Raw genomic sequence first — 20,410 nt, 5'->3', positions numbered from 1 at the left:
AGCACGGCCATGAAACACGGAATCATCGCTACCTTCACGCTGGCCCTGGTCAGCCTGTCGGCCCAGGCCGAGGACCAGGCCTGCGCAACGGTTCGCCTGGCCGATCCGGGCTGGAGCGACATCGCCGCCACCAACGCCCTCACTGGCGCGATCCTGGGTGCGCTGGGCTATACCGGCAAGGTCGAGACCCTGGCGGTGCCGATCATCTACGGCGGCATGCGCAACGGGCAGGTGGATGCCTTCCTTGGCAACTGGATGCCGGCGCAGCAGGCGCACTACGACCAGTTCGTGAAAACCGGACAGGTCACCGAGCTGGCGCGGAATCTGGTCGGGACCGAATTCACCCTGGCGGTGCCCACCTATGTCTGGGAAGGCGGGGTGAAGAGCTTCGACGACCTGGCCAAGCACGCCGACCAGTTCGGCAAGAAGATCTATGGCATCGGTGCCGGCGCGCCGGCCAACCAGTCGCTGCAGAAGATCATCCAGGACAACGAATTCGGCCTGGGGGGCTGGCAACTGGTGGAGTCCAGCGAGCAGGCCATGCTGTCCCAGGTCGGGCGCGCGGTGAAGCGCGACAAGTGGGTGGTCTTCCTGGGCTGGACGCCGCATCCCATGAACGTCGACTACCCGATCAAGTATTTGACCGGCGGCGACAAGTATTTCGGTACCGCCGGCACGGTGAACACCCTGACGCGCAAGGGCTACGCCGAGCAGTGCCCCAATCCGGCTCGCCTGCTGGCCAACATGAAGTTCACCCTGGACATGGAAAACGCCGTCATGAGCGCCGCGCGAGACAAGGGCGGCAGCTACGACGCCGCCGCCAAGGCCTGGCTCAAGACCCATCCCCAGGTACTGGAGCCCTGGCTGCAGGGGGTCACCACCCGCGACGGCCAGCCCGGTCTGCCGGCGGTACAGAAAGCGCTCTGAGCGCTACGTTCCGAGGGCTACTTGAGGCCGAGCCGCCGCGCCAGGCGGGCGAGGTTGGCGCGGTCCAGATCGAGGGCGGCCGCGGCCAGGGTCCAGTTCTGGCCGTGCTGTTCCAGCGCCAGGGTGATGGTCTGGCGCTGGAAGGCGTCCGTGGCCTCGCGCAGTGAAGTGGCGGGCAGGGCGGGATCGTCAGCGAGCAGGGGCGTCGCGTCCGGCGGCAGGCCGAGCTGATCGCTGTCCAGGGTCAGGATGCCGCCGCGCTCCCTGCTGCCGGCATGGGCCTTGAGCGCCGCCCGGCTGATGAGGTGCGACAGTTCGCGCACGTTGCCCGGCCAGTCGTAGGCCAGCAGGGTCCGTTGCGCCGCGGGGGTCAGCCGGAGGCCGCGCAGGCCCAGGCGGGCGCGATTCTGCTCCAGGTAGAAGCCGGCCAGCAGCAGGACGTCGCGGCCACGCTCGCGCATGGCCGGCACCGCCAGCGGATAGACGCTCAGGCGATGGTAGAGATCGGCGCGGAAGCGCCCGGCACGCACGCACTCGGCCAGGTCGCGATTGGTGGCGGCGATGATGCGCACGTCCACCTTGAGATCGCTATCCGAGCCCAGCCGCTGCAACTGGCCGCTCTGCAGCACCCGCAGGAGCTTGGCCTGCACCGTCAGCGGCAATTCGCCGACCTCGTCGAGAAACAGGGTGCCGCCGTCGGCCAGTTCGAAGCGCCCACGGCGTTCGCTGACGGCACCGGAAAAGGCACCGCGCACATGGCCGAAGAGTTCGCTTTCTACCAGGGCCTCGGGCAGGGCCGCGCAATTGAGACTGATCAGGGGCCGCTGCTGGCGCAGGGAGCGCGCATGCACGGCTTCGGCCACCAGCTCCTTGCCGACCCCGGTCTCGCCGGTGATGAGCACGGTCAGATCGCTGGCCGCCACGGTCTCGATCTCCTGGCGCAGGCGCAGGCTGGCCGGACTCTGGCCGATGAGTTCGCGAGGCCGCTGGTGGCCCACCGATTGCTGATAGGCCACGGTCAGCTCGTGCTCGCTGACGATGCGGGCGGAGAGCTGGCCGATGCGCTCGGCGGCGGCCACGGTGGCGGCCGCCAGACCGGCAAAGGCGGCCAGGGTGGTGAGATCCTCGGGCTGGGCGTTCTGCGCCTGCAGCGAATCCAGGGTCAGCAGGCCCCAGAGCTGGTCCTGCACATAGAGCGGGCAGCCCAGGCAGTCGTGGACCTCCAGATGCCCCTGCACGCCTTCCACCAGCCCATCGTAGGGATCGGGCAGGTCGCAATCGAGGGCGAAGCGGGTGGGCGTGCGATTCGCCAGCAGCAGCGCCAGGCGCGGGTGCTCGCCGACCTTGAAGCGGCGGCCCAGGGTGTCGGCCGCGAGGCCGCGTACCGCCAGGGGCACCAGCACCTCACCCTCCAGGCGCAGCAGGGCCACCGCATCGAAGGGCAGGACCTGGCGCAGGGCATCGAGCAGGCTGGCGTAACGCTGCTGGTCGGGCAGGTCGCGGGCCAGATCCGCCACCAGTGGCACCATCGCTTCGAGCAGGGTGGGGCGGGTCAATTTGACCTCGGCGAGTCATGGGGACCTGGTCATTATGACCTGCTCTCCGGATAAAAGCCTGATCTAGCGCAGTTTTTCGGTTGGCACGACTCGTGATACGGCCAGGGCAGTCCTGTTTGGAGATCCTTGCCATGCTGTCATCAGACCAAAAAGCCATCATCAAGGCCACCGTCCCCCTGCTGGAAACCGGTGGTGAGGCCCTGACCCGGCATTTTTACGACAAGTTGCTGGGCGACAATCCCGAGATCCGCCCGCTGTTCAACGGCGCCCACCAGGCCAGTGGTGCCCAGGCGCGGGCGCTGGCCCGGGCGGTACTCCTGTATGCCCGCTACATCGACCGTCTGGATACCCTGGGGCCGCTGGTGGAGCAGATCGTCAACAAGCACGTCTCGCTGCAGGTGCAACCGGATCACTATCCCCTGGTGGGTATCGCGCTGCTGCAGAGCATCCACGAAGTGCTGGGGGCCGAGGTGGCCACTGACGCCGTGATCGATGCCTGGGCCGCCGCCTATGGCCAGCTGGCCAATCTGCTGATCGGCGCCGAGGAACGACGCTATGCGGCCCAGGCCGAGACGCCCGGTGGCTGGCGCGGCGGGCGACCCTTCCGCATCGTCCGGATCGAGCCGGAAAGCGAAGAGATCAGCTCCTTTTACCTGGAGCCGGTGGACGGCCTGCCCACCAGCATCGCCCAGCCTGGCCAGTACCTGGGGCTGAGTCTGATCCTCGATGGGGTGGAATACCGCCGCAACTATTCGATCTCGGCGGCCAGCGATGGCCGTGGCTACCGGATCAGCGTCAAGCATCAGGCGGGTGGGGTGGTGTCGCGCTTCCTGCACACCGACGCCCATGAAGGCAGCGTGCTGCAGGTCTTCGCGCCGGCTGGTGAATTCGTCCTGCAGGATTCCACCAGGCCGCTGCTGCTGATCGCCGGCGGGGTCGGCATCACGCCGTTGCTGCCCATGGTGTCGGCGGCCCTGCCCAGCGGCCGGCCGATCCAGCTGATCCACTGCACCCGTCACGTCGGGGTGCAGGCCTTCGGTCACTGGCTGGAAGAGCAGGCCGCCCATCATCCGCAATTGCAGCTGTACTTCTGCTACAGCGAGCCGGTGGCGGAAGAAGCCTATGCCTCGCGCCTGGATCGGACGCGCCTGCAGCGCTGGTTGCCCAAGGATCGCGACCTCGATGCCTACGTCCTTGGTCCGCAGCCATTCATGAGCCAGGTAAGGCGCGATCTGCTGGAGCTGGGCGTACCGGAAAAGCAGATCCGTCACGAGTTCTTCGGACCTGCCACGGACCTCTAGATGTGACAACGCCCGCTACCTTTCGGGAGCGGGCGCTTCATAGGCCGCCGCGGACGCTGCCCGGGGCGACACCCGCAGCCAGAGACCTAGCGACGCTGGTAGACGATGTCCTTGCTACCGCCTTCGCAACTGCCTACCACCTTGGCGGAGGCGCTGGCGCTGCCCTTGTCCACCACCTCGAGGCTGTAGTGCGCCACCTGCTTGGCCTGCAGCTTGGCATCGATATCGGCCTTGACCGTGTCGCACGAGGTGCCAGCGGCGAAGGCGCCGCCGCTCAGGGCCAACAAACCGAGGGTGATCACGACTCTACGCATCTTGCCTGTCCTTTTGCGAGGGGAGGGAGGTCTTGAGTAACTGCTCAGCTGGCTTCGATACGGAAGCCGATCTTCAGGGTGACCTGATAGTGGGCCACCTTGGCGTCTTGGATATGACCGCGGATTTCACCCACTTCGAACCATTCCAGGTTCTTGACCGACTTGGCGGTCTCGGCGAGGGCGTTGTTGATGGCGTCCTCGACACTGGTGGTGGAAGAGCCAACGATTTCCAGCTTCTTGTAGGTGTGATGATCGGACATGAGAATCTCCTGGGTCAGCAATGACGGGCGTTGCAGCGGATAGCCGGCAACGCGTTGACCGGTGTCGCGGTCGACTCGCCGGGAAGGGTGCCTCTGCCATTTGAGGCCGCGAAAGGCCCCGATAAGTTCACTGCCCAGGCTCTCGCCCACGGCTTTGCAGCACTTTCCAACGGCTCGGTAGTCACATTTCCTGAATCCGTCCATCCCAGGAGGTTGTCATGGCCCGTAACACCGATTACCAGGCGTCCATCGCCAGCATCGAGAACGAAATCAACAGCCTGCTCGACTCGCTGGCGTCGCTGAAGAAGAATGCTGCGCGCGATTCCCGCAGCAGCCTGAATTCCTTCAAGAGCACCGCTCGCGAAGCCCTGCACCATTCGGGCGATTCGCTGGAAGAGGTCTACGACGACGTGCGTCGCCTGACCCGTCAGTACGGTCGCGCCGCCAGCGGCGTGGCGCGCGAACATCCCTGGGCCACCGTCGGCATCGCCGCCGGCGTGACCGTCCTGGTCGGCTGGGCCCTGCTGCGCGGCGACCACTGATCGCGGCGGTTCGAGGCATCCTAAGGGTGCCTCGGGCGCTAGCGCCCGGCCAGCTCGGTTCTGAGCCAGGCGGCCAACCGCTCCACCCGTTCATCCGCCAGCCGACCCGGCGCCCACAGTGCCAATTCCGCACCCGTCGCCGCAAAGCCCCAGGGCGCCACCAGCCTTCCCGCCTTGAGATCCGCCGCCACCAGTGGCTCCGGCGCGATCGCCACGCCCAGTCCCGACAGCGCCGCCTCCAGCAGGTAGTAGAGGTGCTCGAAACCCTGCCCGTACTCCAGCACCGGTGCCTCCAGGGCCTGGGTGGCGAACCACTGTGGCCAGGCCTGGGGCCGTGACAGGGTGTGCAGCAGGCGCTCCGCCAGCAAGGCCTGCAGATCGCCGTCCCGCAATCTCAAATAGGCCGGGCAATAGGGACTCAGCACCGGGCCGATGCGCTCGGGTGCCAGGTGATAGGGCATCACGTCCCGCGGCGGCGCGGTATCGGTGAACAGCAGGCTGGCGTCCAGGCCGGCGGCGGCCAGCGGGGTATCGTCGGTACGGGTCGAGAGGTGCAGGCGCAGCTCCGGCAGATCGCGATTGAGGCGATCCAGCCGTGGAATGAACCATCGCGCTACCAGACTGCCCGGGCAGCCCAGCACGAAAGGCCCCTGGCGATTGCCGGCCTTGAGTTCGGCGCACACCTCGCGCAGTCGCTCGAAGACCTCGCCACTCACCTCGCGCAGGCGCAGACCGGCTTCGGTCAGCGCCAGGCCGCGGCCTTCGCGGCGAAACAGCGCCACCCCGAGCTGTTCCTCCAGTGCACGGATCTGGCGACTCACGGCGCCGTGGGTCACATGCAGCTCGTCCCCGGAACGGCTCATTCCGCCCAGACGAGCAGTGGCTTCGAAGGCACGTAGGGCATTCAGAGGAGGTAGGTCGCGGGGGTCGCTCATCTGTGAGATTTCCTGACGGGTCATGGCGATCTTATCGATTTATCGGCGGCACTCAAGCAGGTAAGGTAGATCCATCTTCGCAGGAGAATCCCATGATCCAGACCGCTTATCGCCAGGGCCCCGACGCTCAAGGCATGTTCGGCCAGTTCGGTGGCCGCTATGTCGCCGAAACCCTGATGCCGCTGATCCTCGATCTGCAGCGCGAATACGAGACCGCCATGGAAGATCCGGCGTTTCTCGAGCAGCTGGCCTATTTCCAGCGCGACTACATCGGCCGCCCCAATCCGCTGTATTTCGCCGAGCGCCTGACCGAGCACTTCGGTGGCGCCAAGATCTATCTCAAGCGCGAAGAGCTGAACCACACCGGCGCGCACAAGATCAACAACTGCATCGGCCAGATCCTGCTGGCCAAGCGCATGGGCAAGACCCGCATCATCGCCGAGACCGGCGCCGGCATGCACGGCGTGGCCACCGCCACCGTGGCCGCGCGCTTCGGCCTGCCCTGTGTCATCTACATGGGCACCACCGACATCGATCGCCAGCAGGCCAACGTCTTCCGCATGAAGCTGCTGGGCGCCGAGGTGATCCCGGTCACCGCCGGTACCGGCACCCTCAAGGACGCCATGAACGAGGCGCTGCGCGACTGGGTCACCAACGTCGCCGACACCTTCTACCTGATCGGCACCGTGGCCGGTCCGCACCCCTACCCGGCCATGGTCCGTGACTTCCAGGCCGTGATCGGTCGTGAGACGCGCGCGCAGATCCTGGAAAAGGAAGGGCGCCTGCCCGATAGCCTGATCGCCTGCGTCGGCGGTGGCTCCAATGCCATGGGCCTGTTCCACGAATTCCTCGATGACACCGACGTCGCCATCGTCGGCGTCGAAGCCGGCGGCCACGGCGTGGACACCAACAAGCATGCCTCCAGCCTCAACGGCGGAGTGCCCGGGGTGCTGCACGGCAACCGCACCTTCCTGCTGCAGGATGACGATGGCCAGATCATCGACGCCCACTCCATTTCCGCTGGCCTGGACTATCCCGGTATCGGCCCGGAGCACGCCCACCTGCACGATGTGCAGCGGGTGGAATACGTGCCGATCAACGATGACGAGGCGCTCAAGGCCTTCCACCAGACCTGCCGTCTGGAAGGCATCATCCCGGCGCTGGAATCCGCCCACGCCCTGGCCGAGGCCTACAAGCGCGCTCCGCACCTGCCCAAGGACCACCTGATGGTGATCTGCCTCTCGGGCCGCGGCGACAAGGACATGCAGACCGTGATGAGTCACCTGGGAGACACGCTATGAGCCGCCTGGAAACCCGCTTCGCCGCGCTGAAGGCCGAGGGCCGCGCGGCCCTGGTCACCTACACCACCGCAGGTGATCCGGACTATGACACCGCCCTGGCCATTCTCAAGGGGCTGCCGGCGGCCGGTGCCGACGTCATCGAGCTGGGCATGCCCTTCACCGATCCCATGGCCGACGGCCCGGCCATCCAGGCCGCCGCCCTGCGTGCCTTGCAGGGGGGCCAGAATCTGGCCAAGACGCTGGAAATGGTGCGCGATTTCCGTCGCGGAGAAGGTGAGACGCCGCTGGTATTGATGGGCTACTACAACCCTATCCATCGCTATGGCGTGGAGCGCTTCCTGGCAGAAGCCGCCGAGGCCGGCGTGGATGGCCTGATCGTGGTCGACCTGCCGCCCGAGCACGACGCCGAGCTGGCGCTGCCGGCCCAGGCCGCCGGCATCGACTTCATCCGCCTGACGACCCCGACCACCGATGACGCGCGCCTGCCACGGGTGCTCAACACCAGTTCCGGCTTCGTCTATTACGTTTCCGTCGCTGGCGTGACGGGTGCAGGCTCGGCCACCACCGAGCACGTCGAGGCCGCCGTGGCGCGCCTGCGCCGCTTCACCGATCTGCCCCTGGCCGTTGGCTTCGGCATCCGTACTCCGGAGCAGGCACGGGTGATCGCCCGGATCGCCGATGGCGTGGTGGTAGGCTCGGCATTCGTCGACCAGATCGCCAAGGCCGAATCCCCGGGCGTTGCCATCGACGGTGTGCTCGGCCTCTGCAAGCAATTGTCGGACAGCGTACGCACCGCGCGCTGAGCACTCGCCAGTGTTTGGAAAGACCGCCTAAGGCGGTCTTTTTTATGCCTGAACCCATTACAAGCTGTGCATAACTCTGTGGGCAGTCTGTTCGCTATCGACGCAAAGGCGCGTGCCATAGGGGCTGCGAAGATGCCGAGCTTGTTGATCGAATTCGGTACGGCTCGGTCCGCTCGGTCAGGCTGCGGACGTTTGTCGATCTTGCCGTCATTGCCTGACAGGTAAAGGCTGTGGATAAACCCTGGGCAAGTTGTCAGCAACCGTAGGAACGCGTGCCCGAGGGAAATTGCTCAACAATTAACCAATTTCGTCCAGGTCGTTCATAAGGTCAGAGGACGTTTCCATTCCCCGGTTTTCCCACATCTGCTGTGTGCGTGCCTGTGGAAAAGGTGTGGGACCTGACCTGTACGCTAAGGCTGGCAAGGCCTGCAGAGAATCGTACAAAAAATGATCAATACTGATTCAGATGTTTTCCACAACCCACAATAGCGCTGCATAGGGTTGTGGATAGGTTGTTCGTCCAGTGCTAGAGGCCAGAGCCGGCGGGGCTTTCAGGGGATCGATCAAATAATGACCAGTTTTTTGGAATATTCCCGAGTCAAGGTATTTATTCCACGAACCCAAGGAGTTATCCACGCCTGTTCAGTACAGGGGTCAGCGATCACCGCTAAAAGCGGTGTGGATAACTCTGTTGATTTTCTGTTTGGAAGCCTGTGCACGACATCTGCTTCCTAGCGCAGCGTCACCTGCTGGCGCAGGCCTGAGGCCGGCACGGTGAAGGCGCATTCCTCGAAGGTGGCCATGCGCATGCGCAGCGGCGGATTGTTGCTGTAGCCGTATTGTTCGGTGGGCATGCCGATGAAGTTGGTATCCAGCTGGCTGTTGCCGTTGCTGTCGTGGATGACCGACACGGCGTAGCGGCCGGACGGCAGGTCGAAGCGCTGTTCCTGGGCACCTGGTTGTGCAGCGAGATGGGCTTGGGCCACCGGCGCCTTGTGCTCCCTCCAGGCCGCTTCGCTGTCGAACACCGCTAGCAGCAACTGGCCCCCCGAGGCATCGACCGTCTCCACCCGCACCTGCAGCTCGGCGGCGTGCAAGAGACCACTCAGACAGAAACCAGCGACCAGCAACAGAGACTTCATGGGCAATCCTTCAGCAGGGAGAGGGCAGCAGCCGCAGCAGCTCGGCCGGTTGTTCGAAGAAGAGATCGGGCTGCTGCGCGCGCAGCGCCGCGGGGCAGCCATAGCCCCAGGCCACGGCGGCGCAACCCAGCCCGGCACGGCGCGCGGCCTGAAGATCGCGTAGCTCGTCGCCGACATAGAGCGCCTCGGCCGGCATGATGCCCTGGCGACGGAGCAGACGCGTCAGGTGGCGGGCCTTGCCCAGCAGGGGGATATCGAATTCGCCATCGGGGAACAGACGTCCGGCCTGGGGCAGTACCTGGTGAGCGGCGGCGGCGGAATTGGAGGTCGCAAGACCCAGTGCCAGGCCGCTGGCCTGTAACCGGTCGAGGACGGAGGGGATCTGGGCGAAGGGTGCCACCTGGTCGCTGCGCTGGACCAGCAGGCGGCGATAGTGGCGGGCGATGCGCGGTACCCGCCACAGCGGGATGCCCAGGCTGTCGAGCAGGCCGCTCAGGGAGGCGGCGCGCAACTGGGGCCACTCGTCCGGTGCCGGCTGGCGAAAGCCATGGGTCCGTGCCAGCTCGCCGAGACAGCTCAGCAGAAAGGGCAGGCTGTCCGCCAGGGTGCCGTCGAAATCGAAGATGACGTAGCGGTAGCTCATGCGAGAGGGGCGCGGTGGGCGAAGGCGCCAGCGTAGCGGGCGCCTCCCGGTTTTGCCACCGCGCCGGGAGTCGGCAGGGGCAGCCCTGCCGGACAGGTCACACGCGGAAGCGGCGGATCTGGCCGTTGAGCTCCACTGCCAGTTCGGAAAGCTGCTGGCTGGCCGCGCGGGTCTGCTCGGCGCCGGCGGCGGTCTGCACCGACAGATCGCGGATGCGCACCAGGTTGCGATCCACTTCGCGGGCCACCTGGGCCTGCTCTTCGGCGGCGCTGGCGATCACCAGGTTGCGCTCGTCGATGCCCGACACCGACTGGGCGATGGCGGCCAGGGCGGCGTTGGCCGACTGCGCCTGCTCGCGGGTCTGGCGCGCCTGGTCGGCGCTGGTGAGCAGCGCATCGACGGTCTGGCCGGTGCCCTGCTGGATGCTGCCGATCATGCCTTCGATCTCGCGGGTGGATTCGCCGGTGCGATGGGCCAGGGCGCGGACTTCGTCGGCGACCACGGCGAAGCCTCGGCCGGCATCACCGGCACGCGCTGCTTCGATGGCGGCGTTGAGTGCCAGCAGGTTGGTCTGCTCGGCGACCGAGCGGATCACGTCCAGCACCTGGCTGATGTTGCGGGTCTGCTCGGCCAGCTGGCGGGCCTGTTCGCTGGCGCCCAGCACGTTCTCGGTCAGGACCTCGATGGCACCCAGGGTATCGCCCAGCTGACGCTGGCCCTGGCGAGCGGTATCGGCGGCCTGGCGCGATTCGGACGAGGTGGAGGTGGCGTTGCCGGCCACCTCGTCCACCGCCTGGCTCATCTCGGTGACGGCGGTGGCCGCCATCTCGATCTCGCTGTTCTGCTGTTGCAGGCCGTGGGCGCTCTCCTGCATGACCGCGGTCATTTCCTCGGCGGCCGAGGCCAGCTGGGTAGCGGAATGGCCCAGGTGCCCCAAGGTGTCGCGCAGATTGGTCTGCATCTGCTGCATGGCCTGCAGCAGCTGGGCGGCTTCGTCGTGGCCGCGGGTATCCAGGCTTTGGGTCAGATCGCCGCTGGCGATGGTCTTGGCCGCGGCCACGGCCTCGGCGATGGGCCGGGTCATGCTCAGGGTCAGGCGCCAGGCCAGCAGCACGGTCAGACCCAGGGCCAGGGCGATGACGATCCAGGTGATGGAGGTGGCCTGGGCATAGGTGTCGCCGGAGTGCTGGGAGGCGGCCTTGATGTCTTCCTGATTGATCTTGCGCAGGGCTTCGGTGCGCTCGTTCATCTGCACGCCGAGCTGGGCCATGCTGGTCTGGATCAGGCTGCGCGCCTCGTCGAGTTTGCCGGCACCGATGAGGTCGGCCAGTTGCGCGGTGTAGCGTACATAGTCGCCATGGATCTGGCGCAGGGCATCGAAGGCCTGGCGCTCGCGATCGCCGCTGACGAGTTTTTCATAGCGACCGAAACTCACGCCGATGTCGGCATTGATGCTGTCGATCTTCTTGCGCGTGTTGGCGACGGTGGTGGCGTCCGGAATGGCCAGCAGGCGCAGCACCTCGACCCGAGTGCGGGCCAGTTGCAGGGCCAGGTTGTCGGCCTCGACGATGCTGGGCACGTTATTGGTTTCGATCACCTGGCCCTGGGTACGGATCTGCGACAGTTGCAGCAGCCCGAACAGGCCCAGACTGACCACGAGGATGGCCAGCAGGCCGAAACACAACACACTGCGAATGGCGAGGGAGAAGGAACGAAAGGTCACGGCGGCAGCCCCGTTGAAGATTGAGGCCCCCTTTAACGGCTAGGGGCGCCGCGACTTTATGGTCATTCGTCTTAAATCCGACCCAGGCGCAGCTGGCGCCGACATGGTGTCAGGGCTGGCCAATCGCCATGCTAGACCTGCTGCTAGAACTGGAAGCGCTGTACCTGGCCGCTGAGGGTCACCGCCAGATCCGCCAGTTGCTGGCTGGCCCCCCGGGTCTGCTCGGCGCCGGCGGCGGTCTGCACCGAGAGGTCGCGGATACGTACCAGGTTGCGATCCACTTCGCGGGCCACCTGGGCCTGCTGCTCGGCGGCACTGGCGATCAGCAGGTTGCGTTCGTCGATGCCGGATACCGCCTCGGCGATGGCCGCGAGACCGGCATTGGCCGCCTGGGCCTGTTCCCGGGTCTGGCGCGCCTGGTCGGCGCTGCTCAGCAGCGCCTCGACGGTCTGGCCAGTGTTCTGCTGGATACTGCCGATCATCTTCTCGATCTCGCTGGTCGAGTCCCCGGTGCGCTTGGCCAGGGCCCGTACCTCGTCGGCCACCACGGCGAAGCCGCGGCCTGCCTCACCGGCCCGGGCGGCTTCGATGGCGGCGTTGAGCGCCAGCAGATTGGTCTGCTCGGCCACCGCGCGGATCACGTCCAGCACCTGACTGATGTCGCGGGTCTGGCTTTCCAGCTCACGGGCCTGGGCGCTGGCGCCGAGGACCTGCTCGGTGAGGGCTTCGATGGCGCCGAGGGTCTCGCCCAGCTGGCGCTGGCCCTGGGCGGCGGTCTGGGCAGCCTGGCGCGACGCGGTGGAGGTCGAGCCGGCATTGCCGGCGACCTCTTCGACCGCTTGGCTCATCTCGGTGACGGCCGTGGCGGCCATCTCGATTTCGCTGTGCTGCTGGCGCAGGCCGTGGGCGCTTTCCTGAGTCACCGCGGTCATCTCCTCGGCGGCCGAAGCCAGCTGGGTGGCCGAATCGCCGATGTGCGCGAGGGTCTCGCGCAACTGGCCCTGCATCTGCCGCATGGCCTGCAGCAGCTGGGCCGCCTCGTCGCGACCGCGGGCGTCCAGCGGCTGGGTCAGGTCGCCGGTGGCGATGGTACGCGCCGCCGCAACCGCCTGGGCGATGGGGCCGGCGATGCTGCGGGTCAGCCGCCAGGCGAGCAGGGCGGTGAGGGCCAGGGCCAGCAGGATCGCCAGCCAGGTCACGTTCGTGGAGCGCGTATAGGATTCGTCCGCCTCGGTGCTGGCGGTGTGGATATCCTCCGCCACGGCGGCGCGGAGCGTATCGACACTGACGTTCATCCGGATGCCCAACTGCGTCAAGCTCTGGACCGACTGACGGGCTTCGTCGAGTTGGCCGGCCGTGACCAGGTCGGTCAGCTGACGCACGCCCTGCATGTACAGGCCGAGCACCTGGCGCAGATCGTTCAGCGCCTGCTGGCGCTGCGGGGGGAGCGGCCGTCGCTGATAGCTATCGAAGAGGGCCACGACCTGCTGATTCAGGCTGTCCAGCTTCTTGCGGGTGGTGGCCAAGGTATCGGGATCGGGCATGGCCAGCAGGCGTAGGGTCTCGCTGCGGATTCGGGCCAGCCCCAGGCCGAGATCGTCAGCTTCGACGAGGGCGGGAACATGCTGTTGCTCCACCTGGTGCCCCAACTGGCGGATCTGGGCCAGCTGATACCAGCCGAACAGTCCGAGGGCGGCGACGAGCATCACCAGGATGCCGAAGCAGAGCAGGTTGCGGGTAGCGATGGAGAGCGAGCGGAGAGTCATGACGGCCTGCAAGGATGACTTAATGGGAGCAGGGTCACAAATCTAGAGGATTTACTGGCTAAAAGGCTCGGTGCCGAGGTGCGTCAAAAAGTCGCACAAAGTGAAAAGACAGCTTATTGACAAATACCCCGGAGTCGTTTTGACCCCGGGGCAGCAGCGGAGGCTGGTATCAGTCGCCGCTCACCTGGCGCAGATGCGCTGCCGGCGCCTCTTCTCCCAGGCTGTTCAGCAGGCGCTCGCTGTACCAGTCGACGAAGTTGATCACGCCGAATTCGTATGTCTTTGAATAGGGACCCGGCTGGTAGGCCTTGGAGTTGATGCCACGCTGATTCTCCTCGGCCAGGCGGCGGTCCTGGTCGTTGGTGGCATCCCAGACCTTGCGCAGGTTGACCGGATCGTAGTCGACGCCTTCCACGGCATCCTTGTGCACCAGCCACTTGGTGGTCACCACCGTCTCGGTCGGACCCAGCGGCCAGACGGTGAAGACGATCATGTGATCGCCCATGCAGTGGTTCCAGGAGTGCGGCAGGTGCAGGATGCGCATGGAGCCCAGGTCCGGGTCCTTGATGCGACCCATGAGCTTCTTGCAGCCAGGCTTGCCGTCCAGGGTCATGGACACGGTGCCGGCGAGCAGCGGCATGCGCACGATGCGGTTGCGCAGGCCGAAGCTGGCATGGGCGTAGGGGATGTTGTCGGCGTCCCAGCGGCTGGTGCAGGCGGCGACCTGGTCCTTGAACGCCTGGGAGGCGCGCGGATCGGTGACGTCGTCCCATTCCAGCAGGGTGTTCAGCAATTCGGGGTGGGAGCCACTGCAGTGGTAGCACTCGCGGTTGTTTTCCAGCACCAGCTTCCAGTTGGCCTGCTCGACCAGGTCGGTGCGCACCGCGACCTTGGTGTTCTCCATGTCGTACGGCTCCATGTAGTGCTCGAGCGTACGCAGGAAGTCGTCGATGGCCGGCGGTTCATCGGCCAGGGAGATGAAGATGTAGCCGCCGGCGGTCTTGACGTGGATCGGCTTGAGGTTGAAGTCGGCCATGTTGAAGTCGGCGCCCATCTCGGTGCCGGCGAACAGCAGACGGCCGTCCAGCTCGTAGGTCCACTGGTGGTAGGGGCAGACCAGCTTGGCGACCTTGCCCTTGTCGCTCACGCAGAGGCGCGAACCGCGGTGACGGCAGACGTTGTGGAAGGCGTGGACCTTGCCCTCGGCACCCCGGACCACCAGGATGGGGTTGTCACCCAGCTGCAGGGTGATGAAGTTGCCCTTGGTGGGGATCTCGCAGGTCATACCGGCGATCAGCCATTCCTTGCCGAAGATCTCCTGCATGTCGATCTGGAACAGGCGCTCGTCGTTGTAGAACGGCTGGGGCAGGGAGTAGGTGCGCTCGCGGGTGCGCAGCATCTCGGCCGTGGCCTTGCGGGCCGGATCGAGAGGGTCGCCCAAACTCAAGGTGCTGACGTCCATCGTACATCCTCGTGGCCACCGCGGCGGGTGGCGAAAGTGGTTGGTCACGGTATTGCAAGGCTGTTGGCCGACGGGCAGGGCCGCCGAATGACCCCGGGTTCCGCCCGTCGCGCGCTGTTCAGGTTCGGCTTGGGGCGGAGTGTGGGGCCGGAGCCGGGAGGGGGCCTTGCTCATGGGCGACATGGCCGACGCTGTTCACGACGCCCCAGCCCTTGCCACTGCTGGGCCGGTCGCCATCGGCATGTGGATGTCGCGATTGGGAAAGTGGCGGTCGTGGGGCCCTCCCAGAATCGCCGCCAATAGCCCAGCGGCAGTCGAGGTGCGTCATGAATACCTTCCTCAATCCCGTAACCACCCAGACCTGGACCAATGGCCGCCACCCCGTGCGCTGCGTCAAGGTCATCCAGGAAACCTGGGACGTACGCACCTTCTGCTTCACCGCCGAAATCCCGCTGATGTATTTCTTCAAGCCGGGCCAGTTCGTGACCCTGGAGCTGGAGATCGACGGCCGTCAGGTGATGCGTTCCTACACCATCTCCAGCTCGCCCTCGGTGCCCTACAGCTTCTCCATCACCGTCAAGCGCGTGCCGGGCGGCCAAGTATCCAACTGGCTGCACGACAACCTCAAGGTCGGCGACAACCTGGCCGTTCACGGTCCGGTGGGCCTGTTCAACGCCATCGACTATCCTGCCGACAAGGTGCTCTACCTCTCCGGCGGTGTGGGCATCACCCCGGTGATGTCCATGGCGCGCTGGTTCTACGACACCAACGCCAGCGTCGACATGGTCTTCGTGCACAGCGCCCGCACCCCGCGCGACATCATCTATCAGGGCGAGCTGGAGCACATGGCCGCCCGGATCGACAACTTCGCCCTGAACCTGGTGTGCGAGCGCACCGAGCACGGCGAGTCCTGGGCCGGCTATCGGGGCTACTTCGACCGCCGCATGCTGGAGCTGATGGCGCCTGACTTCCGCGAGCGCGAGATCTTCTGCTGCGGCCCCACGCCCTACATGAATGCCGTCAAGACCATGCTCCGCGAGCTGGACTTCGACATGACCCACTACCACGAGGAATCCTTCGGCGCGACGCCGCCGGAAGCCAAGGTCGAGGCGGCCGAACAGGCCGAAGCCGCAGCCGAGCTGCCGCCGATTCCCCTGGAAGCCCAGTGCAACATCGCCTTCACCGAGAGCGGCAAGAGCGTCAACATCGGCCCCGGCGAAACCATCCACGGCGCCGCGGCCAAGCTCGGCCTGCACATTCCCAAGGCGTGCGGCATGGGCATCTGCGGCACCTGCAAGGTGCTCAAGAAGAGCGGCGAGGTGGTCATGGACCACAACGGAGGCATCACCGAGGAAGACGAAGCCGAAGGCTACATCCTGTCCTGCTGCAGCATTCCGCAGGGGGATGTGCAGATCGAGTTCTGAGGAGGAGGGCGGTTGGGCTGAACCTAAGCGAAGCCCAACGACCCCTGGGGCGAGCTCGCGCTGTCGGGCTTCGACGGTGGAGCTGTCTCAGCCCCACCTACATCCGATCCGTAGGCGCCGGGCTAGGCCAGGCGTAGCGGCAGGTGGAGGGTGATGACCACCTCGCCCGCGCCGTTGGCGAAGCGCGCCTCGCCGCCGAAGCTTTCGCTGAGTGCCTTGACGATGGGCAGGCCCAGGCCCCAGCCGCGCTTGTCGCTGCGGGTGGAGATGAAATAGGGCGTGGCTAGGTTGGCCAGGACCTCGTCGGGAAACTGGCCGAGGTTGCGCAGCTCCAGCATGACCTGGTCATCCGCCAGCCACTGGCGGACCCGGATCGGCGTCCCCGCTTCGCCATGCTTGGCCGCGTTGAGCACCAGGTTGTCGAAGATGCGCAGGAAGGCGTATCTGTCCCACAGCACTTCCAGCTCCGGCGTCTCCAGCTGCAGGTCGAGGGGATTGCTGAACTGCAGCCGCAGGTTGGCCGCCGCGTCGTTCAGCAGCGGACCCAGCACCAGCGGATCGCCGCTGAGGCGGACACCGCCGCCCAGGCTCATGTGACTGATGTCCAGCACGTCGGTGATCATCTGGTTCATGCGCTGCAGGTTGTCGTGCAGGGTCTGCAGCAGGTCGTCGGTGCGCCGCGCCGGGCTGCGCTGCATCAGGTTGACCACCATGGTCGCGGCGGTGAGCGGCGAGCGCAGGTCGTGGTTGAGCGATCTCATGAAGCGTTCGAGCATGACCTTTTCCGCCTGCAGGTTCTCGCTGCGGGCGATGGCCGAATTGCGCTGCTGCTCCATGTGCCCGACCCGGGAGCTGGCCTTGAGCAGGGCGCCGACGGTGGCCAGCACCTCTTCCGGATTGATCGGGTGGGTCAGGTAGGCCTGGGCCCCGGTGTTGAAGCCCTGGGCCTTGTCCTTGCCGGAGACGAAGGTAGCCGAGATGTTGATGACGGCCGGCAATCGGCCCCAGCCGCACTTGCGCTCGATGGCCTGGATCAGCTCGAAGCCGGTGGTGTCCGGCAGATTGACGTCGATGATCACCAGCTCGACGGATTCGTCGATCAGTGCCAGGCCGCCGGCGCCACTGGCCGCTTCCAGTACCTGATAGTGGCTCTGGCTGCCAAGGATCTTGCGCAGCACATAGCGATTGGCCTCGGTGTCGTCGATGATGACGATGCGGCGCAGGGCGCTAGTCATCGGACAGGCTCCGCGCCAGCCCACAGACCTCGGCCAGCAGCCGCTCGGCGTGATCGGGCGCATGCTTGAACAGGATGGCGTGGCAATAGTCCTGCAGCCGCTGGCAACCCGCCTCGTCCAGCGGCTGGGCGGTATTGATCAGCACCCGCCGATGCATGCTCCAGTCCATGCTGGCGAGCAGGTCCTCGCCGTTGATGTCGGGCAGGTCGAGGTCGAGGATGATGATGTCCGGGCGCACGGCGTTGAGCCGGTCCAGGCTGCTGCGGGCGCTGTCGGCCTCCAGAAGGACCGGATTGAGGCGTTCGAGGGTCCGGCGGACCAGATAGCGATCCCCTTCGTTGTCCTCGATCACCAGCACGGTGAGGCCGCTGAGATCGGGTTCCGGCGCGGCATCCCGGTGGCTGGCGTAGTGGCGCGGCAGGCGCAGGGTGAAGCGACTGCCGCGACCGACCGCGCTGTCGAGGGACAGCTCGCCACCGAGCAGCACGGCCAGGCGCTGGGCGAGCGGCAGACCCAGGCCGGTGCCTTCGATGTGGGTCAGGTGCGGCGAACGGATCCGCTCGAATTCCTCGAAGATCTTCTGCTGATCCGCGGCGGCGATGCCGATGCCGCTGTCTTCCACCAGGAATTCCAGGCTGGCGTCGTCCGGCTGGAATACCTGGATGCGCACCTGGCCCTGGGGGGTGTACTTGAAGGCGTTCGAGATCAGGTTGCGCAGCACCTGGAACAGCCGACTCTCGTCGGTATCCAGCAGTACCTCCGCAGGCGGCGGGGCGACGCGGAAGCTGACCTGGGGATAGCGCGGCGCCAGGGCCGCGGCGAACTGCTCGAGGCGGTCGATGAATGGCCCCAGCGGGAAGGGCTGGGGCACGATGGTCAATCGGCCGGACTGCACCTCGGCCAGGGCCAGCAGTTCGCCGACCAGGTTGGCCAGTTCCAGCGCCGCATCGCTGATGAAGCGTACCTGGCGCTGTTGTTCGGCATTGAGCGCCCCGTCCACGCCGCTGGCGAGCAGCTTGGCGACGTTCTCGATGATGTTGATCGGGGTGCGGAATTCATGGGTCATGTTGGAGAAGAAGCGCGTCTTCGCCTCGCTGGCCTCCTTGAGTTCCTGGGTGGCCTTTTCCAGTTCGGAATAGAGCGCCACCACCCCCTGGTTGGTGTTTTCCAGTTCCTTGTTGGTGACTTCCAGTTCCGACTGGCGCAGTTGCAGCTCGGTGTTGGTCAGCAGCAGCTCTTCGCTCTGCAGGCGGATCTGCTGATAGGGGTCCGGTGACGGACTGCCCTGCAATTCGGCCGTCAGCGCCTGGAGCAGCTCCGGCTCGGGAAAGGGGCGCGGCGTCTGGTACTTGCGGGCGGTGATGCGGGTACCGGCAGGGGAGGTCTGGATGTCGAAGTCGTCGAACAGCCGCTGGGCGCCGCGCAGGCCGATGCCCATGCCGGTGCTGGAGCGATAGCTGCCCGCGCGGATGGCTTCCATCTCGGCGATGCCCGGCCCCTGATCGATCGCCTGCACCTCGAGGCCGCGCAGGCGCTGGCCCTCGCCACGCAGCAGGGCGAAGTGGAAATGGCCGTTGCCGGCGTACTGATGGATGTTGCGCGCCAGTTCGGACACCGCGGTGGCCAGGCGGATCTGCTCCAGCACCGGCCATTCCAGGGCCGCGGCCAGGCGCTTGGCGGCCTGGCGGCAGTGCACGATGTCCTGCTCGCTGTGCAGGGCGAGGGTCAGCAGGGGCAAGACGTCAGACATGCTTGAGTACCAGAACGGTGGCATCGTCGGCGGAGCGCCGGAAATCGCGGTGCAGGAGGGCGGCGATCAGTGCCGGATGACGCGCCCCGAGCCCGGAGTGCTCGCCCAGTCCCACCTTGGACGTCAGTCCATCGGAGTTCAGCACCAGCAGGGTGCCGGGTGTCCAGGGGTAGGTGTAGGTCTGGATCCGCCCGATCCGATAGCCCAGGGTGCCATTGTTGGACACCAGGCTGCGCGTGGTGTTGCCCAGCAGGCGTCCGGCGATGTTGCCGATGCCGCAAAAGCTCACCTGCCCCTGATCCGGATCCAGCTCGGCCAGCGCCAGGGCGGCGCCGCGGGTTTCCATCAGGGCCTGGTGCAGATTCTCCATCAGCCGCTGCAGCGGCAGGTGCGCGCCATGGCGCAGGAACAGCTCCCGCGCCCGCCGACTGGCCGTGGCGGCCTGCTGACCATGCCCCAGGCCGTCGCACACCAGCAGACGCCGTCCGCTGACCGCCCAGGTGTCACCGCAGGCCTGTTCCTCGGGGTGCGGTGTGCACAGGGCGCCATGCTGCAACCGGGTACCGGGCGCCCCGGTCAGATGGAAGCGCGCCAGGACCACGGTGCCCTGGCCCGGTCGCGAATGGATGTCGAAGACATCGGACTGCCGGCGGATCGCTCCCAGGCCTGCACCCATCGTCGCTGCCGTGCTGTAGTGATCGCTCAGGCAGCGGGCGACGTCGTGCATGCCCGGCCCGCGATCCACCGCCAGCACATCGAGCACGCCTTCGCCGCTCAGGGTAGCCAGGAGTTCGCCATGCCCGGCATGGCGAACCAGGTTGTAACCCAGCTCCTGGGCGACGATGGTCAGGCGCCCGAGCAGGGTTTCATCGGCGGTGACGGTGCCGGCCAGCCGGACCAGGGCGCGCCGGGCGGCATCGACATGGACGGTGGTGGTCACCGGCAGCACCAGGCTGCACGGCTGGTCGTTCATCGCCACTTCCAGAGTTCGACGGTGGTGCCCTGGCCGGGCTGGCTCTCGATGTGGAAGTCGTCCACCAACCGCCGCGAGCCGGACAGTCCCAGCCCCAGGCCCTTGCCCGAGGTGTAGCCGTCGACCATGGCGCGGTCGAGATCGGCGATGCCCGGACCCTGGTCGCGGATCACCAGGCGGATCGCCGGCTTGCCGGCTCGTAGCGTCTCCTCGATCAGGCATTCGCCGCCCAGCCCGTAGACCAGGCCGTTGCGCGCGATCTCGCTGGCCGCGGTGACGATCTTGGTCTGGGAGATCAGGCCCAGGCGGATGGCTTCGGCGACCTTGCGCACCTGCTGACGGATCAGCACGAT

General features: G+C 66.3%; 18 protein-coding genes and 3 pseudogenes. 6 read left to right on the top strand and 15 right to left on the bottom strand.

The genetic code is table 11. The annotated features are described in order from the left end of the window. Positions 1-9: 9 nt before the first annotated feature. Complete coding sequence (gene choX / locus RCF34_RS13210; protein WP_308708580.1) at positions 10-927, top strand: choline ABC transporter substrate-binding protein; 918 nt, start codon at positions 10-12, stop codon at positions 925-927. A gap of 17 nt (positions 928-944) precedes the next feature. On the opposite strand, the gene norR is transcribed toward choX, so the two are convergent. Beyond that, positions 945-2,483: a nitric oxide reductase transcriptional regulator NorR gene (gene norR, locus RCF34_RS13205; RefSeq protein ID WP_308708579.1), complete on the bottom strand. Its 1,539-nt coding sequence runs from the start codon at positions 2,481-2,483 to the stop codon at positions 945-947. A gap of 131 nt (positions 2,484-2,614) precedes the next feature. On the opposite strand from norR, the gene hmpA reads away from it, so the two are divergent. Further along, positions 2,615-3,784: an NO-inducible flavohemoprotein gene (gene hmpA, locus RCF34_RS13200; protein ID WP_308708578.1), complete on the top strand. Its 1,170-nt coding sequence runs from the start codon at positions 2,615-2,617 to the stop codon at positions 3,782-3,784. Positions 3,785-3,870: 86 nt separating this feature from the next. Here hmpA and RCF34_RS13195 read toward each other — a convergent pair whose 3' ends face one another. Continuing rightward, the gene (locus RCF34_RS13195) at positions 3,871-4,098 is read right to left on the bottom strand and encodes a DUF1161 domain-containing protein (protein WP_145008271.1); all 228 of its coding nucleotides are present in this window, start codon (positions 4,096-4,098) and stop codon (positions 3,871-3,873) included. Between the two features lie 44 nt (positions 4,099-4,142). Then, the gene (locus RCF34_RS13190; RefSeq protein ID WP_007160169.1) at positions 4,143-4,358 is read right to left on the bottom strand and encodes a dodecin; all 216 of its coding nucleotides are present in this window, start codon (positions 4,356-4,358) and stop codon (positions 4,143-4,145) included. A 218-nt stretch (positions 4,359-4,576) separates the two neighbouring features. On the opposite strand from RCF34_RS13190, the gene RCF34_RS13185 reads away from it, so the two are divergent. Then, entirely contained in the window at positions 4,577-4,900 is a 324-nt protein-coding gene (locus RCF34_RS13185; protein ID WP_308708577.1) for a DUF883 domain-containing protein, read from the top strand. Between the two features lie 38 nt (positions 4,901-4,938). Here RCF34_RS13185 and RCF34_RS13180 read toward each other — a convergent pair whose 3' ends face one another. Further along, complete coding sequence (locus RCF34_RS13180; RefSeq protein ID WP_308708576.1) at positions 4,939-5,835, bottom strand: LysR family transcriptional regulator; 897 nt, start codon at positions 5,833-5,835, stop codon at positions 4,939-4,941. Between the two features lie 92 nt (positions 5,836-5,927). On the opposite strand from RCF34_RS13180, the gene trpB reads away from it, so the two are divergent. Next, the gene (trpB, locus tag RCF34_RS13175) at positions 5,928-7,136 is read left to right on the top strand and encodes a tryptophan synthase subunit beta (RefSeq protein WP_308708575.1); all 1,209 of its coding nucleotides are present in this window, start codon (positions 5,928-5,930) and stop codon (positions 7,134-7,136) included. Beyond that, positions 7,133-7,939, top strand: a complete 807-nt coding sequence (trpA, locus tag RCF34_RS13170) for a tryptophan synthase subunit alpha (protein ID WP_308708574.1) — start codon at positions 7,133-7,135, stop codon at positions 7,937-7,939. The genes trpB and trpA overlap by 4 nt, the downstream gene beginning before the upstream one ends. Before the next feature lie 731 nt (positions 7,940-8,670). Here the strand turns inward: trpA and RCF34_RS13165 are convergent. The 7 genes and pseudogenes from RCF34_RS13165 to gbcA all read right to left on the bottom strand — a co-directional run bounded on the left by RCF34_RS13165 (position 8,671) and on the right by gbcA (position 14,675). Then, positions 8,671-9,081, bottom strand: coding sequence for a DUF2141 domain-containing protein (locus RCF34_RS13165; RefSeq protein ID WP_308708573.1), 411 nt, complete (start codon positions 9,079-9,081; stop codon positions 8,671-8,673). Positions 9,082-9,091: 10 nt separating this feature from the next. Then, positions 9,092-9,724, bottom strand: a complete 633-nt coding sequence (locus RCF34_RS13160) for an HAD hydrolase-like protein (protein ID WP_308708572.1) — start codon at positions 9,722-9,724, stop codon at positions 9,092-9,094. A gap of 97 nt (positions 9,725-9,821) precedes the next feature. Next, positions 9,822-10,568 (bottom strand): annotated as a pseudogene (locus RCF34_RS23060) (methyl-accepting chemotaxis protein); the annotation flags it as partial. 108 nt (positions 10,569-10,676) lie between these two features. After that, positions 10,677-11,447 (bottom strand): annotated as a pseudogene (locus tag RCF34_RS23055) (MCP four helix bundle domain-containing protein); the annotation flags it as partial. A 143-nt stretch (positions 11,448-11,590) separates the two neighbouring features. Next, on the bottom strand, positions 11,591-12,646 hold the full coding sequence (locus tag RCF34_RS13150) for a methyl-accepting chemotaxis protein (protein ID WP_374941193.1): 1,056 nt from the start codon (positions 12,644-12,646) through the stop codon (positions 11,591-11,593). Positions 12,647-12,709: 63 nt separating this feature from the next. Continuing rightward, positions 12,710-13,153: pseudogene (locus RCF34_RS23050) on the bottom strand (MCP four helix bundle domain-containing protein); the annotation flags it as partial. A gap of 229 nt (positions 13,154-13,382) precedes the next feature. Then, complete coding sequence (gene gbcA / locus RCF34_RS13145) at positions 13,383-14,675, bottom strand: glycine-betaine demethylase subunit GbcA (RefSeq protein WP_308708569.1); 1,293 nt, start codon at positions 14,673-14,675, stop codon at positions 13,383-13,385. A 326-nt stretch (positions 14,676-15,001) separates the two neighbouring features. On the opposite strand from gbcA, the gene RCF34_RS13140 reads away from it, so the two are divergent. Then, complete coding sequence (locus RCF34_RS13140) at positions 15,002-16,099, top strand: hybrid-cluster NAD(P)-dependent oxidoreductase (RefSeq protein WP_308708568.1); 1,098 nt, start codon at positions 15,002-15,004, stop codon at positions 16,097-16,099. A gap of 122 nt (positions 16,100-16,221) precedes the next feature. On the opposite strand, the gene RCF34_RS13135 is transcribed toward RCF34_RS13140, so the two are convergent. Genes RCF34_RS13135 through RCF34_RS13120 form a run of 4 tightly spaced genes read right to left on the bottom strand, consistent with a single transcriptional unit; the run spans position 16,222 to position 20,407 of the window. Further along, positions 16,222-17,334 (bottom strand): response regulator, encoded by a 1,113-nt coding sequence (locus tag RCF34_RS13135; protein ID WP_308708567.1) that lies wholly within the window; start codon positions 17,332-17,334, stop codon positions 16,222-16,224. After that, the gene (locus tag RCF34_RS13130) at positions 17,327-19,084 is read right to left on the bottom strand and encodes an ATP-binding protein (protein WP_308708566.1); all 1,758 of its coding nucleotides are present in this window, start codon (positions 19,082-19,084) and stop codon (positions 17,327-17,329) included. Before RCF34_RS13130 ends, RCF34_RS13135 begins: the two co-directional genes overlap by 8 nt. Continuing rightward, positions 19,077-20,057, bottom strand: coding sequence for a SpoIIE family protein phosphatase (locus RCF34_RS13125; protein WP_308708565.1), 981 nt, complete (start codon positions 20,055-20,057; stop codon positions 19,077-19,079). The genes RCF34_RS13130 and RCF34_RS13125 overlap by 8 nt, the downstream gene beginning before the upstream one ends. Further along, positions 20,054-20,407, bottom strand: coding sequence for an ATP-binding protein (locus RCF34_RS13120; RefSeq protein ID WP_017641528.1), 354 nt, complete (start codon positions 20,405-20,407; stop codon positions 20,054-20,056). Before RCF34_RS13120 ends, RCF34_RS13125 begins: the two co-directional genes overlap by 4 nt. Positions 20,408-20,410: the final 3 nt, after the last annotated feature.

Source organism: Pseudomonas sp. 102515 (assembly GCF_031085165.1).
GTDB lineage: Bacteria > Pseudomonadota > Gammaproteobacteria > Pseudomonadales > Pseudomonadaceae > Chryseomonas.
This window is presented reverse-complemented; position numbering and strand designations above follow the sequence as displayed.

Bases quoted from the DNA above. Each gene is read 5' to 3' on its own strand.
- choX (WP_308708580.1), top strand. From the start codon at position 10: ATGAAACACGGAATCATCGCTACCTTCACGCTGGCCCTGGTCAGCCTG.
- hmpA (WP_308708578.1), top strand. From the start codon at position 2,615: ATGCTGTCATCAGACCAAAAAGCCATCATCAAGGCCACCGTCCCCCTG.
- RCF34_RS13195 (WP_145008271.1), bottom strand. From the start codon at position 4,098: ATGCGTAGAGTCGTGATCACCCTCGGTTTGTTGGCCCTGAGCGGCGGC.
- RCF34_RS13190 (WP_007160169.1), bottom strand. From the start codon at position 4,358: ATGTCCGATCATCACACCTACAAGAAGCTGGAAATCGTTGGCTCTTCC.
- RCF34_RS13185 (WP_308708577.1), top strand. From the start codon at position 4,577: ATGGCCCGTAACACCGATTACCAGGCGTCCATCGCCAGCATCGAGAAC.
- RCF34_RS13180 (WP_308708576.1), bottom strand. From the start codon at position 5,835: ATGAGCGACCCCCGCGACCTACCTCCTCTGAATGCCCTACGTGCCTTC.
- trpB (WP_308708575.1), top strand. From the start codon at position 5,928: ATGATCCAGACCGCTTATCGCCAGGGCCCCGACGCTCAAGGCATGTTC.
- trpA (WP_308708574.1), top strand. From the start codon at position 7,133: ATGAGCCGCCTGGAAACCCGCTTCGCCGCGCTGAAGGCCGAGGGCCGC.
- RCF34_RS13165 (WP_308708573.1), bottom strand. From the start codon at position 9,081: ATGAAGTCTCTGTTGCTGGTCGCTGGTTTCTGTCTGAGTGGTCTCTTG.
- RCF34_RS13160 (WP_308708572.1), bottom strand. From the start codon at position 9,724: ATGAGCTACCGCTACGTCATCTTCGATTTCGACGGCACCCTGGCGGAC.
- gbcA (WP_308708569.1), bottom strand. From the start codon at position 14,675: ATGGACGTCAGCACCTTGAGTTTGGGCGACCCTCTCGATCCGGCCCGC.
- RCF34_RS13140 (WP_308708568.1), top strand. From the start codon at position 15,002: ATGAATACCTTCCTCAATCCCGTAACCACCCAGACCTGGACCAATGGC.
- RCF34_RS13135 (WP_308708567.1), bottom strand. From the start codon at position 17,334: ATGACTAGCGCCCTGCGCCGCATCGTCATCATCGACGACACCGAGGCC.
- RCF34_RS13130 (WP_308708566.1), bottom strand. From the start codon at position 19,084: ATGTCTGACGTCTTGCCCCTGCTGACCCTCGCCCTGCACAGCGAGCAG.
- RCF34_RS13125 (WP_308708565.1), bottom strand. From the start codon at position 20,057: ATGAACGACCAGCCGTGCAGCCTGGTGCTGCCGGTGACCACCACCGTC.